At 66.9% G+C, this 13,774-nt stretch carries 11 protein-coding genes; 2 read left to right on the forward strand and 9 right to left on the reverse strand.

The features are described 5' to 3' along the window. Window positions 1-22 precede the first annotated feature (22 nt). Both AAN986_RS15090 and AAN986_RS15095 read left to right on the forward strand, forming a co-directional pair. Entirely contained in the window at window positions 23-2,242 is a 2,220-nt protein-coding gene (locus AAN986_RS15090; RefSeq protein WP_241150357.1) for a TonB-dependent siderophore receptor, read from the forward strand. 420 nt (window positions 2,243-2,662) lie between these two features. Continuing rightward, window positions 2,663-3,655, forward strand: coding sequence for a tripartite tricarboxylate transporter substrate binding protein (locus tag AAN986_RS15095; RefSeq protein ID WP_047218148.1), 993 nt, complete (start codon window positions 2,663-2,665; stop codon window positions 3,653-3,655). Here the strand turns inward: AAN986_RS15095 and AAN986_RS15100 are convergent. The 9 genes from AAN986_RS15100 to AAN986_RS15140 form a co-directional block, all read right to left on the reverse strand. Further along, window positions 3,591-4,826, reverse strand: a complete 1,236-nt coding sequence (locus tag AAN986_RS15100; RefSeq protein WP_241150358.1) for an FAD-dependent monooxygenase — start codon at window positions 4,824-4,826, stop codon at window positions 3,591-3,593. The genes AAN986_RS15095 and AAN986_RS15100 overlap by 65 nt on opposite strands. Before the next feature lie 9 nt (window positions 4,827-4,835). Continuing rightward, the gene (locus tag AAN986_RS15105; protein ID WP_047218150.1) at window positions 4,836-6,737 is read right to left on the reverse strand and encodes a LodA/GoxA family CTQ-dependent oxidase; all 1,902 of its coding nucleotides are present in this window, start codon (window positions 6,735-6,737) and stop codon (window positions 4,836-4,838) included. Window positions 6,738-6,916: 179 nt separating this feature from the next. Then, a complete protein-coding gene (gene rng, locus AAN986_RS15110; RefSeq protein WP_016453532.1) occupies window positions 6,917-8,404 on the reverse strand; it encodes a ribonuclease G in 1,488 nt (495 codons plus the stop codon). Window positions 8,405-8,540: 136 nt separating this feature from the next. Beyond that, entirely contained in the window at window positions 8,541-9,155 is a 615-nt protein-coding gene (locus AAN986_RS15115) for a Maf family protein (RefSeq protein ID WP_047218151.1), read from the reverse strand. A gap of 104 nt (window positions 9,156-9,259) precedes the next feature. Then, window positions 9,260-9,727 carry a 23S rRNA (pseudouridine(1915)-N(3))-methyltransferase RlmH gene (gene rlmH, locus AAN986_RS15120; RefSeq protein WP_047218152.1) on the reverse strand — a complete coding sequence of 156 codons (468 nt, stop codon included), beginning with the start codon at window positions 9,725-9,727 and terminating at the stop codon, window positions 9,260-9,262. Window positions 9,728-9,748: 21 nt separating this feature from the next. After that, window positions 9,749-10,501 carry a ribosome silencing factor gene (rsfS, locus tag AAN986_RS15125; RefSeq protein WP_047218153.1) on the reverse strand — a complete coding sequence of 251 codons (753 nt, stop codon included), beginning with the start codon at window positions 10,499-10,501 and terminating at the stop codon, window positions 9,749-9,751. Window positions 10,502-10,750: 249 nt separating this feature from the next. Continuing rightward, window positions 10,751-11,710: an oxygen-dependent coproporphyrinogen oxidase gene (gene hemF / locus AAN986_RS15130; RefSeq protein ID WP_047218154.1), complete on the reverse strand. Its 960-nt coding sequence runs from the start codon at window positions 11,708-11,710 to the stop codon at window positions 10,751-10,753. A gap of 4 nt (window positions 11,711-11,714) precedes the next feature. After that, on the reverse strand, window positions 11,715-12,998 hold the full coding sequence (gene purD / locus AAN986_RS15135; protein WP_047218155.1) for a phosphoribosylamine--glycine ligase: 1,284 nt from the start codon (window positions 12,996-12,998) through the stop codon (window positions 11,715-11,717). Further along, window positions 12,995-13,714: a YebC/PmpR family DNA-binding transcriptional regulator gene (locus tag AAN986_RS15140; RefSeq protein ID WP_012205357.1), complete on the reverse strand. Its 720-nt coding sequence runs from the start codon at window positions 13,712-13,714 to the stop codon at window positions 12,995-12,997. Before AAN986_RS15140 ends, purD begins: the two co-directional genes overlap by 4 nt. Between the last annotated feature and the right edge of the window lie 60 nt (window positions 13,715-13,774).

The raw sequence follows: 13,774 nt of genomic DNA on the forward strand, positions 1-13,774 counted from the left end.
CACGCCCAGGACCATGGAAATGATGAGCATTCGCATCCAAAACCCCGCCCCGCGACACCCCAAAGGCGCGCGGACCCCGCTGTCCCTGCTGATCTGCGCCCTTTGTGCAGCCCCTGCGCCAGCAGTCTGGGCCGCCGACGAGGACAGGCCCCCTGCCAGGAAAGGCGACACCGAACTGGGCACCGTCACCGTGCGCGCCGCCGCCGATGCCGGCACCACCGAAGGCACGGCGCGCTACACCAGCGGCGCCACAGGCACGGCCACGGGCCTGCAACTGTCGGCGCGTGAAACTCCGCAGTCGGTCAGCGTGATCACGCGCCAGCTCATGGACGATGCAGGCCAGCTCACGGTCTCGCAGACGCTGGAGGCCTCCGCCCCCGGCCTGTCGGTCAGCCGCAGCGACAGCAACCGCTACCAGTTTTCCTCGCGCGGCTTTGGCGTCAGCAACTTCCAGTTCGACGGGCTGGCCTCGCCCATCAACAGCCTGTGGAACTTCGGCGCCACCGACATGGACACGGCCTTCTACGACCGCGTGGAAATCGTGCGCGGCGCCACGGGCCTGCTCAATGGCTCGGGCGATCCGTCGGCCACGGTGAACTTCGTGCGCAAGCAGCCGCGCGAGACGGCGGGGGGCCATGCATCGCTGACGCTGGGCCGCTGGAACCTGCGCCGCGCCGAGGCCGATCTGTCCCTGCCGCTGGACCGCGAAGGCCGCGTGCATGGCCGCGTCGTGGCTGTGCAATCGGACAGCGACAGCTACGTCAGCCACTTCGGCCAGCGCAGGCAGGGCCTGTACGCCGTGGTCAGCGCGGCCCTGACGCCCGCCACCCGGCTCGTCACCAGCCTCGAATACCAGAAGAACACCAGTCCCGGCATGGGCGCCGGCTTTCCGCTGTTCTATGCGGACGGCAGCCGCACGGCCTTCGACCGCTCGGTGTCCAACAACACGCGCTGGTCGCATTTCGGCACAGAGAACACCACGGCCACGCTGGACCTAACGCACCGGCTGGACAACCGCTGGCTGCTGCGCGCCGCCTACAGCCGCAACGACGGCAACTACGACATGCGCTACGTCTACCGGGGCGGCGCGCCGGACGCCAGCACCGGCCTGGGCATGGCCAACTCCTTCATCAAGTACCGGGGCGACCGCTCGCGCGACAGCCTGCACCTCACGGCCAGCGGCCCGGTCGCGCTGTTCGGGCGCCAGCACGAGATTGCCGTGGGCTGGAACCATGTGCGCGACGACATCGACATCCGCCGCTACGCACCGCTGGGCACGCCGCTTGCCACGGACAACTTCATCGACTGGCGCAACGGCAGCCTGGCCGAGCCCGGCTGGTCCGACGTCTCCAACGGCGGCGACGACAGCCGCATGCGCCAAAGCGGCGGCTATGCCGTGGGGCGCCTGTCGCTGGCCGATGGCTGGACGGCCGTGGCCGGTGCCCGGCTGAGCCGCTGGTCCACGCGCCAGAACTACTTCGGCAGCCTGCGCGACTACCGCTACAGCAACGAAATCACGCCCTACGCCGGCCTGCTGTGGGACATCGATGCCCGGCACACGGCCTACCTGAGCTACACGGAAATCTTCACGCCCCAGAACTACCGCGACAAGCAAGGCAGCATCCTGGACCCCGTCACCGGCCAGGCCTTCGAGCTGGGCCTCAAGGGCTCCTGGCTGCAGGACCGGCTGCAGGGTTCTGCCGCGCTGTTCCAGACCCGCCAGGACAACCTGGCGCAGGACACGGGCGAATTCATCGACGGCACCACGGACCAGAAGGCCTACCGGGGAGTCAAGGGCGCCCAGGTGCGCGGCATCGACCTGGAACTCAGCGGCGAGCCGGCCCGGGGCTGGCGCCTGGGCGCCAGCTACACGCACTACACGGCACGCAGCGCCAGCGGCGCCGCCTTCAACACCACGCACCCGCGCAGCCTGGTCAAGCTCACGGCCATGCGCAGCTTCGAGGGTGCGCTGCAGGGCCTGAGCCTGGGCGGCAACCTGCGCTGGCAAAGCCGCATCTGGCAGAACGTGACCAACCCGCTGCGCCAGAGCGTGCAGGTAGGCCAGGGCAGCTACCTGGTGGTCAACCTCTCGGCCCACTACCGCATCGACCCCACCTGGTCGGCCAGCGTGCAGCTCAACAACGTGCTGGACCGCCAGTACTACAGCCAGATCGGCTTCTACAACCAGGGCTGGTGGGGCGAGCCGCGCAATCTGACGGTGAGCCTGAAGGCGGATTTCTGAGCTGCATCGGCATTGGCATCGGCATGGACATCGGCAATGCCCGCCCCACCCCGGCGCCGTAACGGGCGCTGGCCCATGCCATGGGGCGCATCGTGCACGTCCACGCACGCGCCGCAAAGCCGCATGTTCGCGGGCAGTTGCACGGCAGCGCCGGAGTCGGATTCAGCAGCGGTGCGGTCCATGCCACAGGCGAGTCCAGGAGCCTTGCGCCGTGATGGCAGGCGCAATGACGGGCGCATGTCAACGCAATCCTTCTCATTTGCCGCACAAGGCCGGACAGGTCATTCGCCCGCCGCATGACGTCCTGCCAAAACATTGATTGACGTCAAGACAGCCACCGCCCAGCATTGGCCCGCCTGAAAAATCCGCCGCTGGCCCCAGCCGCTGCGCCACCAGAACATCGACAAGGAGACATCCCCCATGCCCCGTACCCTTTCACGCAAGCAATTCCTGCGCGCGGCCGCGCTGCTTGGCGCCACGCTGCTGCCCCTGCCCCAGGCCTGGGCGGATGCCTATCCCACCCGGCCGGTCAAGCTGGTCGTGCCCTTCGCCCCTGGCGGCAATACCGATGTGCTGGCGCGCATGGTGGCACAGGGCCTGTCCGAGTCGCTGGGCCAGCCCGTGATCGTGGAAAACATCTCCGGCGCCAACGGCTCCATCGGCGCCAGCCGCGTGGCTTCGGCGGCCAATGATGGCTATACGCTGCTGTTCGGCACGGCCGGCACCCAGGCCATCAACCAGAGCCTGTACAAGAACCTGAGCGAGAAGAACCTGGGCGATTTCGAATACGTGGCCCTGGTCACCACCATCCCCAACGTGCTGGTGGTCAACGAGGCGCGCACGCCGGCCAGGACGGTGAAGGACCTGGTGGCACGCGCCGCCGCGCAAAAGACCGGCATGAGCTACGGCTCGCCGGGCAGCGGCTCCACGGTCCACCTGTCGGGCGAGCTGTTCAAGAGCGCCACCCAGCTGGACATGGTGCATGTGCCCTACAAGGGCAGCGCGCCGGCCCTGACCGACCTGCTGGGCGGCCAGATCGATTTCATCTTCGAGAACGTCACGCCCGCCCTGCCCTTCGTGCAGTCGGGCAAGCTCAAGGCCCTGGCCGTGACCTCGGAGCAGCGCCTGCCCGCCCTGCCCGATGTGCCGACCATGAAGGAAAGCGGCTACCCCGCCTTCGTGACCGGCACCTGGAACGGCGTGCTGGCACCCAAGGGCACGCCGGCCGCCATCGTCAAGCGCCTGGAAGAGGCCACGCTCAAGGTGGCGGGCCATGCCGACTTCAAGTCCAAGGTGACGGCGCTGGGCGGCGAAGTGCGCCTGCTGGACTCCAAGGCCTTCCGCGAATTCACGCGGGCCGAGTACCAGCGCTGGAATGCCATCGTTCAGACGGCGAAGCTGGAGCGGCAATAACGCCGGCTCCGGTCCCCGCCTCCGGCGCCCGCTGGCGGCGGGCCCAGAACGTCTCGTTCGCCCAGCGCGGCTCCAGCGCATAGTAGTGCTCGTGATGGCTGCGGTACGCGGCGCGTATCGGCCGGATCCACGCATCCCAGGCAGGCAACGCACCGGCGTCGCCCGCCAGGCTGCGGCGCACGGCCAGGGCGGCCTCGCTGCCGGTGACCAGGCTGTTGAGCAGGCCCTGCGATGCCAGCGGATCGAAGGACAGGCAGGCATCGCCCACGGCCAGCCAATCCGGCCCGCTGGCTGCATCCAGCCATTGCTCGTGGGCGGCGGCCACCCGCAACGGCTCCAGCACCTGGCTGCCCACGCTGCGCGCGCCCACCAGGGCCGTGCGATCGGCCATGTCCAGCAGATCCGCCGTGCTGCGCAGGCGGCGGGCTTCGGGCAGGTCGATATCGGTCTGCCAGGCAATCACGCAACTGCCATCAGGCAGATCGGCGCTGTACCACCAGCCTTCGGCATCCGACTCGATCATGGTGGTGCCTGCATGCTCATGCGATGGCGGCTCCACCCAGGCGTGAAAACAGACCAGGCGGCCGTCGCGGCGGACCTCGGCACCCGCCTGCCGGGCCACCCGGGCCGCGCGGCCCGTGGCATCGACCACGATGCGGCAGGACAGCTCCAACGGGCCGTGCGCCGGGTCGCCCTGCGCCCTATCGATCAGGCAGCGCCAGCGCATGGGTGCGCCCGGTGGCTGGTGCTGCAGGCTGCGCAGCGTGGCGGGCACCAGGCAGGGCACGCCACGGCTGCGCGCAGCCTCCAGCAGCATGGCGTCGAAACGCTTGCGGTCCAGGTGCCAGCCCGCGCCATGCGGGTCGAACAGTGCGTCCTGAAAGATGACCTCGGAGCTTCCCCACAATGACCGCCGCGACCAGGCAGGACGGTGGCCCTGTGCCGCGAACGCATCCCACACGCCCAGGTCGGACAGAATCACCCGGGCCGCAGCGGGCAGGGTTTCGCCAATGGCCCGCCCAGCCTGCACGGCGCGTCCTACCAGCGCCACGCGGCAATGCCCTGCCAGCTGCGCGGCAACGGCCGCGCCCGCCGGTCCCGCGCCCACGACGAGCACATCCAGTTCATCCGGCAGCGGCGCGGTGGCCATGGCATGCGCAGACATAGACATGGCCGCCATTCAGCGCGGCAGCACCGGGCCGCGCTGCGTCAGGGCGCGCAGCTGCTCTTCGTTGTCTGCGTCGAAGGGCTCGATGCGGGGAGGCGCTTCCTGCCCGGCCGGTTGCACGGCAGTCTTGAGCATGTGCGACGGCGCCGGGGCGATGCGGTTTTCCACCTGCATCACCGGCGGGAAGTCCTTGTCGCCACGCGGGCCCGGCCGATTCTCGATGACGCCCATGTCACCGAAGTGGCTGATCATGCGGTTGATTTCGCTCTCATAGCCTCCCTCGCCCAGGGTGCGGAACCACGACTCGCGCCGGTTGAAGGCGGCGACACGCTGCTCGCGCGGCAGTTCGGTATCGATGACCTTTTCATAGGCCTCCTGCGTCAGCACCTGGTTGGGCACGCGGGCCGGCCAGAACGTGGGCAGGTAGGGGTCGTAGCGCGGGCCGTAGCCGGCGTAGTAGCCGCTGCGGCAGCTGGCGGTGTCGGTCTGCCAGGGAACGGCCATCCAGCGCGTGAGGTCACCGGCCACCTGTGCATACAGCGGCCCGCTCTCGGACAGCGCCACGGCGGGGGTGAGCCGCGAGCCGTAGAGCTGCAGCTCGGGCGGGTTCTCGGCCGCCTCGCGGATGCGAAATGGCGCCCGGTACATGCTGGCGTGGCGCATGGGCCAGGTGATCTCGCAACCCGGGTGAAAGGCATCGGCCAGGCAGTCGTCCATGGCGGCATGGTCGAGCATGGTGGGCTGCTCCTGCAGCGGCACATCGGACAGCTGGGCCGGGTACTTCTGTCCGGGCGTCCAGTCGGAGAGAAAGTGGCCTGCGGCCCACAGGTCCAGCATCCTCAGCTGCGTGGCCGTCAGCGCCGCATGCTGGCGCGGCGTGTCGGCCGGCGGCACGGCCATGGCGTCGCCATACAGCCAGGGCCAGGGCTGGGGGGATGCGCCGTCCCGGTCAAAGCGCCGGAAGGCATTGGCCACCTGCTGGCGCAGCTCGGCCCAGGTCGTGCCCGGGCTGTTGAGCCTGGCGATCCACGCCTCGTCATCCGCACTGGCGGCGGCACCCCAGCCGAATTGGGCGGCAAAGCCCTTGTTCGCCCACTGCAGGCTGCTCTGGCGCTGGAGTATGGGCAGGATGTGCCGGCTGAAGGAGACGTGCAGCGGGAAGGCGGCCATGCCCGAGTGGATGTACACATCCTCCATCAGGTCCTTCATGGTGCGCACCGACTTCATCTGCGGGCCGTAGTTGGGCGGCGCAACCGTGACCCATGCCGCATCCACCGGCACGGAAACGCCGGCCACGACGACCTTCGCGCGCACCGGGCCGTCGGCCACATCGTCATGCCAGCCCTCGTTGTTCGCAAACGTGGTGGCCTTGGAGCCATCCACGGAGGCAGAGACGCCCCGGCCTCCCAGCACGAGAAGCTGGCCCGTCTTTTCAATGCGCAATTCGCCCAGATAAACCGGCTTGCCGCAGAAACTACCGCTATCGAATGCCACCGGGGCCGAGCCTTTGGCAATTCGGCGGGCTCCCGGTCGAATGGCCAGGCTTTTCCGGTCCTTCACCGTGGCATTGCGCAAAATCGTGGGATCGGCCGTTGCGGCTTCAGGCACGTCCAGCGCCAATTGGAATTGATACCAGGCGGCTTTGGTATTGGCCAGTTCGACTTCCCATTCGATTTCGTCCTGGTCGGCCGTGAGTTCACGCACCACCTCGCCCGCGGCGTTGTAGCCGTAGATGCGAAAGCGCGCAGCCTGGCGCTTGAGCGCGCCCTGCGCATCACGCAGGCTGCCCGGCGCCATGGGCGGCACATGCATCAGCTCGGGGCCGACATAGTACTCATCCGGGCTATTGCCAATACGCGCCACACCAATTCCCGGGTGTATGGCAGCACGCACAATGGTGGAGTCGATTCCCATTTGTCGCCCTTTCAGTTGCTGAGGCACTGATTGCAACAAATGGTATCAAAAATGCCGAGACAAAGTTAATTATCGGGAATCGACAATCCATAGCAGCGCGCAAATCGATTCATATGAACCCATTGGCGCAAAAGATGCCGAATCGCTATTGATAATGAATTGGCAAGATAAATACCGGTTCACAGCAGCACGATGTCGTACTGCTCCTGTGCCATGGCGGTCTCGGCCTGCAGCGAGATGGGTTTCTTGATGAAGTCGGACAGGCCGGCCAGGTGCTGGCTTTCCTCGTCCAGGAACATCTCGACCACCTTGGGCGAGGCCACGATGCGGAACTCGCGCGGGTTGAACTGGCGCGCCTCGCGCAGGATTTCTCGCAGCACCTCGTAGCAGACGCTGCGCACGGTCTTCACATGGCCCTTGCCCTGGCAGACCGGGCAGGATTCGCACAGCATGTGGGCCAGCGATTCGCGCGTGCGCTTGCGCGTCATCTCCACCAGGCCCAGCTGCGAGAAGCCACCCGCCATGGTCTTGACCCGGTCGCGCCCGAGCTGGCGCTTGAATTCGGACAGCACCTCGGCCTGGTGGTCGTCGCGCACCATGTCGATGAAATCCACGATGATGATGCCGCCCAGGTTGCGCAGGCGCAGCTGGCGCGCGATCTGGTGGGCGGCTTCCAGGTTGGTCTTGAAGATGGTGTCGTCGAAGTTGCGCGCGCCCACGTAGCCGCCGGTATTGACGTCCACCGTGGTCAGCGCCTCGGTCTGGTCCACGATCAGGTAGCCGCCCGACTTGAGGTCCACCCGCCGGCCCAGCGCGCGGGCGATTTCCTCGTCGATGGCGAACAGATCGAAGATGGGCCGCTCGCCGCGGTAATGCTGCAGCTTGGGCACGGCCGCCGGCATGTACTCCTGCCCGAAGGTCATGAGCAGGGCGAACTGCTCCTTGGAGTCGATGCGGATGCTCTGCGTGCCTTCGCCCACCAGATCGCGCAGCACGCGCTGCAGCAGGTTCAGGTCCTGGTGCAGCAGCGACATGGGCGGCAGGCGCACCGAGGCCTCCTTGATGCGGCTCCAGGTCTTGCGCAGGTAGCGGATGTCGTCGGCCAGCTCGGCGTCGCTGGAGTCCTCGCCATTGGTGCGCAGGATGAAGCCGCCGCCGCCGCCGGTCTCCTTGGTGCCGACCAGGCCCTGCAGCCGGGCGCGCAGGGCATCGCGCTCGCCCTGCGGGATTTTCTGCGAGATGCCGATGTGGTCGTCCTGCGGCAGCAGCACCAGCAGGCGTCCCGCAATGCTGATCTGCGTGGACAGGCGCGCGCCCTTGGTGCCGATCGGATCCTTGATGACCTGCACCATGATGGTCTGGCCCTCGAAAACCTGCTTTTCGATGGGCACGACAGGCATGTCCTTGCGCGCGAACATGGGGGCCTCGCCCCCTTCCTGCCGCTGCCAGACATCGGCCACGTGCAGGAAGGCCGCGCGCTCCAGGCCGATGTCGATGAAGGCCGACTGCATGCCCGGCAGCACACGCGAGACCTTGCCCAGGTACACGTTGCCGACCAGGCCGCGCTCCAGCGGGCGCTCCATGTGCAGTTCCTGGACGGCGCCGTTCTCGATGATGGCCACGCGCGTTTCCTGTGGCGACCAATTGATCAGAATGTCTTGCTGCATGCTGTGCCTGTGGTGTGCTTTGTCGTTTGTATTTCTCGGCCGGAGCGGCCCGGCAGACATCTTGCCGTGCCGCGCGCTGCCGTCGGCCGTGCGCGCCTGCCTGCACGCCCCTCGGGGCCCAGGTCGGGGAGCTGGCCTACAGCGCCCAGCCCAGCTCGCGCAACAGCGCCGCCGTCTCGAACAGCGGCAGGCCCATGATGCCCGAGTAGCTGCCTTGCAGCCACTGCACATGGGCCGCCGCACGGCCCTGTATGCCATAGGCACCGGCCTTGCCCATGGGCTCGCCCGAGGCCACGTAGGCATCGATCTGCTGAGCGCTCATGGCCGCAAAGCGAACCCGGGAGACCGACAGCGCAGCCAGGCGCCGCGCGCCATGCTGTATGGCCACGGCCGTCAGCACCTCATGCTCTCGGCCGGCAAGCCCCGTCAGCATGCGGCGTGCATCGTCGGCATCGGCGGGCTTGCCCAGAATGCGGCCGTCGAGCGCCACCGTGGTGTCCGAGCAGAGCACGGGAGCGGCAGCCAGCGCACGGCGCGCGTGGCGGGCCACGGCAGCGTCGAGCTTGAGTGCGGTCACGCGCTGCACGTAGTCGCGCGCTGCCTCGCCGGCCAGCTCGGCTTCCATGGCCTCGGCATCTTCGGCGATGTCGCCATCCGCATTGGGCAGCAAAAGCTCATGGGCCACGCCCAGCTGCTCCAGCAGTTGGCGGCGGCGGGGGCTTTGGGAGGCTAGGTAGATGAAGGGCGGCATGATGAAAATGAGAAATGCCTTCAGCCCTTTGTATCAAAGCGCCGAAGGCTATCAAAATCATAGTATCACGAGATCTTCCGATCCGCATGACACCGCCGCTGCCGCTATTCCCGGTGGTAGGGATGGCCGGCGTTGACCGACCAGGCACGGTACAGCTGCTCGATAAGGAGCACCCGCACCATGGCATGCGGCAGGGTCAGGTCCGACAGGCGTATGCGCTCGTGTGCGGCCTGCCTGAAGGCGGGGTCCAGACCGTCCGGGCCTCCGATGATGAGGGCCACGTCATCGCCCTCCAGCTGCCAGCCCTGCAGGCGCTGGGCCAGGGCCTTGGTCGTCAGATTGGTGCCGCGCTCATCGAGCACCACGATGCGCGTGCCGCGCGGAATGGCGGCCTCGATGCGCTTGCGCTCGGCCGCGTACAGGGTCTCGACCGTCTTGGAGCCGCGTGGCTCCGTCTTGACGGCCTTGAGCTCCACCTTGAGTTCCGGAGGAAAACGCTTGGCGTAGCCGTCGTAGGCTGTCTGCGCCCAGTCGGGCACATGCTGGCCCACGGCCACGATCAACAGCTTCATGCAGCGTCAGCCCTGAACCGCTCAGGCCTTGGCGCGGGGAGCGCGCTTGGCTGCCGGCTTGGCGGCAGGCTTGGCAGCGGCGCCGGCCTTGGCCTTGGCGGGGGCGCGGTTGACCACCACGGTCTTGATGGCCTTGGGCACCGCCGTCTTGCCGGCTGGCGACTTGGCTGCGGCCGACTTCACAGCAGCCGGCTTTGCCGCTGCGGAACGGGGTGCAGCGGCCTTGGCAGGGGCCGCCTTCTTGGCAGCGGGCTTCTTGGCGGCGGCGGAGGCTGCGCCAGAAGCGGCCTTCTTGGCTGCAGGCTTGGCAGCGGTTGCCGCCGCCTTCTTGGTTGCAGCCTTCTTGGCCTTTTCTTCCGCCTTGTCGGTGGCAGCCGAGCGCGTGGGCTTGGGAGCGCCCAGCTTCAGGCGCACAGGCGTCTCGCCCCAGATCTCTTCCAGGCGGTAGTACTGGCGGATGGCCGGCTGCATGACATGGACCACGGCCTGGCCGCAGTCCACGATGATCCACTCGCCGTTTTCTTCGCCTTCCTGGCGCGGCACGGGGAACCCGGCCTGCTTGACGGCGTCGCGCACGCTGGAGGCCAGCGCCTTGGTCTGGCGGTTGGAGGTGCCCGCAGCCACGATCACGCGCTCGAACAGCGGCGAGAGCTTTTCGGTATTGAAGACCTGGATGTCTTGGGCCTTGACGTTTTCGAGGCCGTCAACAATGGCGCGTTGCAGCTTGGTCACGTCGCGCTTGGCTGCGGAATCCGATTTGGTGGAAGTGGTCATCAGGCGGTGATCAATGGAATAGGAATGGGATCAATATAGCGCGAGCGCCGTGCGGCCCGTAGAGGGCTGGGCTGTAGCGGCGCTCCAAAATGCATGGAGTTCGCCCACAGATCGCCGGAAGATTTCGCGCCGAAGAAAGTGGAGAACGCAGCCAACGCTGCGCCTCAAGCTATTGAAATTATAGTTTTGCCGCCTATTCCCTTGCACGCGCGGATTTCGCCACGCCGCTCGGGATGGCGGCTCTCGGGCTCAAAGCCAGTCGCGGGGCACCAGGAATTGCTCCAGCAAAGCGCGCTCGGGGGTGCCGGGCGCGTCCTCGCGCTGGTAGCTCCAGCTCGCATGCGGTGGCATGGACAGCAAGATGGACTCCGTACGCCCGCCGGACTGCAGGCCGAAGTGCGTGCCCCGGTCCCAGACCAGGTTGAACTCCACATAGCGGCCGCGGCGGTAGCGCTGGAAATCGACCTGCTGCTGCCCGTAGTCCATGGCCTGGCGGCGCTCGACGATGGGAAGGTAGGACTCCAGAAAGGCATCGCCCACCGAACGCAGCATGTCGAAACTGCGCGCCTGGCCCAGTTCCGAGAAGTCGTCGAAGAAGATGCCGCCGATGCCGCGCTGCTCGTTGCGGTGCTTCAGGCGGAAGTACTCGTCGCACCAGGTCTTGAAGCGCGGGTAGAGCGTGTCGCCAAAAGGCGCCAGCGCATCGCGGCAGACGCGGTGAAAGTGCTGTGCATCTTCCTCGAAGCCGTAGACCGGCGTCAGGTCCATGCCGCCGCCGAACCAGCAGGTGGGTTCGTTGCCCGGCTGCCCTGCCGCACCTGAGCCGGCTGCAATCATTCGCACATTCATGTGCACCGTAGGCACAAAAGGATTGCGCGGATGGAAGACCAGGGACACGCCCATGGCCTCGAACGGCGCACCGGCCAGCTCAGGCCGGTGCTGCGTGGCCGAGGGCGGCAGCTGCGGCCCGCGCACATGCGAGAAGCCGCAGCCCGCGCGCTCGAACACGCGGCCGCCTTCCATGATGCGGGTGATGCCATCGCCCTGCAGACGCTCGCCGGGGCCCTTGCTCCAGGCGTCGGACAGAAAGCGTGCACCGCCCTCGCCTTCCACCTGTTCCAGCGCCTGCGTGATGCGGGCCTGCAGGCCTGTCAGGTACTCGCGCACCAGGGCCACGGGCAGCGCCTGCCCGGTCGATTGCTCTGCCATGGACTCAGTTCTTCACTGCACGGAAGCCGATGTCGCGGCGGTACTGGGCACCATCGAAATGGATGCCACGCGCCACGTCATAGACCTTTTGCTGGGCCTGCTTGACGCTGTCGGCCAGCACGGTGACGCACAGTACGCGGCCACCGCTGGTGACGGGCACACCGTCCTTGAGCTGGGTGCCGGCATGGAAGACCATGGCATCGGCGGCGTCCTGCGGCAGCCCGCTGATGGCATCGCCCTTGCGCGGGTCCTCGGGGTAGCCTGCTGCGGCCATGACCACGCCCAGCGCCGTGCGGCGGTCCCATTGCAGCTCGACCTGGTCGAGCTTGGCATCGGTGGCCGCCAGCATGACGTCCACCAGATCGCTCTTGAGACGCATCATGATGGGCTGGGTCTCGGGGTCGCCCATGCGGCAGTTGAACTCCAGCGTCTTGGGATGGCCGGATGCATCGATCATCAGGCCCGCATAGAGGAAGCCGGTGTAGGGAATGCCGTCCTTTTCCATGCCGCGGATGGTCGGCAGGATGATCTCGCGCATGGCGCGGGCATGCACGTCGGCCGTGACCACGGGCGCGGGCGAGTAGGCGCCCATGCCGCCCGTGTTCGGGCCCTGGTCGCCGTCCTTCAGGCGCTTGTGGTCCTGGCTGGTCGCCAGGGCCAGGACGTTCTTGCCGTCGCACAGCACGATGAAGCTGGCTTCCTCGCCGGCGAGGAATTCCTCGATCACCACGCGGGCGCCGCCGTCGTTGTGGGCCACGCCGTACTTGTTGTCCACGAGCATGAAGTCCACGGCGTCGTGGGCTTCCTGCAGCGTTGTCGCAACGACCACGCCCTTGCCTGCGGCCAGGCCGTCGGCCTTGACCACGATGGGCGCACCCAGTCGGTCCACGTAGGCATGGGCAGCAACCGGGTCGGTGAAGGTTTCATAGAACGCCGTGGGGATGCCGTGGCGCGCCATGAAGTCCTTGGAAAACGCCTTGGAGCTTTCCAGCTGGGCGGCCGCCTTGGAGGGGCCGAAGATGCGCAGGCCATGGGCACGGAACTCATCGACCACGCCGGCCGCCAAAGGCGCCTCGGGGCCGACCACGGTCAGCGCGACCTTCTCGGCCTGCGCCCACTCGCGCAGCGCCTGCGGGTCGGTGATGTTGAGGTTCTCCACCTTGCCGCCGGCCAGGCCCGTGCCACCGTTGCCGGGGGCCACATAGACCTTGGTCGATTTCGGCGATTCAGCCAGTTTCCACGCCAGGGCGTGCTCGCGGCCTCCGCCACCAATCACAAGAATTTTCATAGTTCAGCGTTGTGGTAGACGTCCTGTACGTCATCCAGGTCTTCGATCATGTCCAGCAGCTTTTGCATGCGGGCTGCGTCATCGCCTTGCAGGGCGATGGTGTTTTCCGGGCGCATGGTGACTTCAGCCACCTCCGGCGTCAGGCCCTTGGCCTGCAGCGCGTCGCGCACGGTTTCGAACTCGGCGGGTGCGGTCAGCACCTCGATGGCCCCCTCATCATCGGTGATCACGTCCTCGGCACCGGCCTCCAGCGCCACTTCCATGATCTGATCCTCGTCGCTTCCGGGAGCAAAGATCAGTTGTCCGACATGCTTGAACTGGAAGGACACGGAACCCTCCGTGCCCATGTTGCCACCGTACTTGCTGAAGGCATGACGCACATCCGCCACAGTGCGCACGCGATTGTCGGTCATGGTGTCCACGATGATGGCCGCGCCGCCAATGCCGTAGCCTTCGTAGCGGATTTCCTCGTAGGTCACGCCTTCGAGATTGCCCGTGGCCTTGTCGATGTTGCGCTTGATGTTGTCGGCCGGCATGTTGGCCGCCTTGGCCTTTTCCACCGCCAGGCGCAGGCGCGGGTTGGCGCTGAGATCGCCCCCTCCCGTGCGTGCCGCCACCATGATTTCACGGATGATGCGAGTCCAGACCTTGCCGCGCTTTTCGTCCTGGCGGCCTTTGCGGTGCTGGATATTGGCCCATTTACTGTGTCCTGCCACAGGCTGTCCTTTGATATTGATTTAACCTTGCGGCTGGGATTTTACTTTTGACCGCATGCT

The organism is Delftia sp. DS1230 (genome assembly GCF_040112715.1).
Classification (GTDB): Bacteria; Pseudomonadota; Gammaproteobacteria; order Burkholderiales; family Burkholderiaceae_C; genus Comamonas; species Comamonas tsuruhatensis.

Coding starts and splice junctions, on each gene's coding strand:
- AAN986_RS15090 (WP_241150357.1), top strand. CDS start 23: ATGAGCATTCGCATCCAAAACCCCGCCCCGCGACACCCCAAAGGCGCG.
- AAN986_RS15095 (WP_047218148.1), top strand. CDS start 2,663: ATGCCCCGTACCCTTTCACGCAAGCAATTCCTGCGCGCGGCCGCGCTG.
- AAN986_RS15100 (WP_241150358.1), bottom strand. CDS start 4,826: ATGTCTATGTCTGCGCATGCCATGGCCACCGCGCCGCTGCCGGATGAA.
- AAN986_RS15105 (WP_047218150.1), bottom strand. CDS start 6,737: ATGGGAATCGACTCCACCATTGTGCGTGCTGCCATACACCCGGGAATT.
- rng (WP_016453532.1), bottom strand. CDS start 8,404: ATGCAGCAAGACATTCTGATCAATTGGTCGCCACAGGAAACGCGCGTG.
- AAN986_RS15115 (WP_047218151.1), bottom strand. CDS start 9,155: ATGCCGCCCTTCATCTACCTAGCCTCCCAAAGCCCCCGCCGCCGCCAA.
- rlmH (WP_047218152.1), bottom strand. CDS start 9,727: ATGAAGCTGTTGATCGTGGCCGTGGGCCAGCATGTGCCCGACTGGGCG.
- rsfS (WP_047218153.1), bottom strand. CDS start 10,501: ATGACCACTTCCACCAAATCGGATTCCGCAGCCAAGCGCGACGTGACC.
- hemF (WP_047218154.1), bottom strand. CDS start 11,710: ATGGCAGAGCAATCGACCGGGCAGGCGCTGCCCGTGGCCCTGGTGCGC.
- purD (WP_047218155.1), bottom strand. CDS start 12,998: ATGAAAATTCTTGTGATTGGTGGCGGAGGCCGCGAGCACGCCCTGGCG.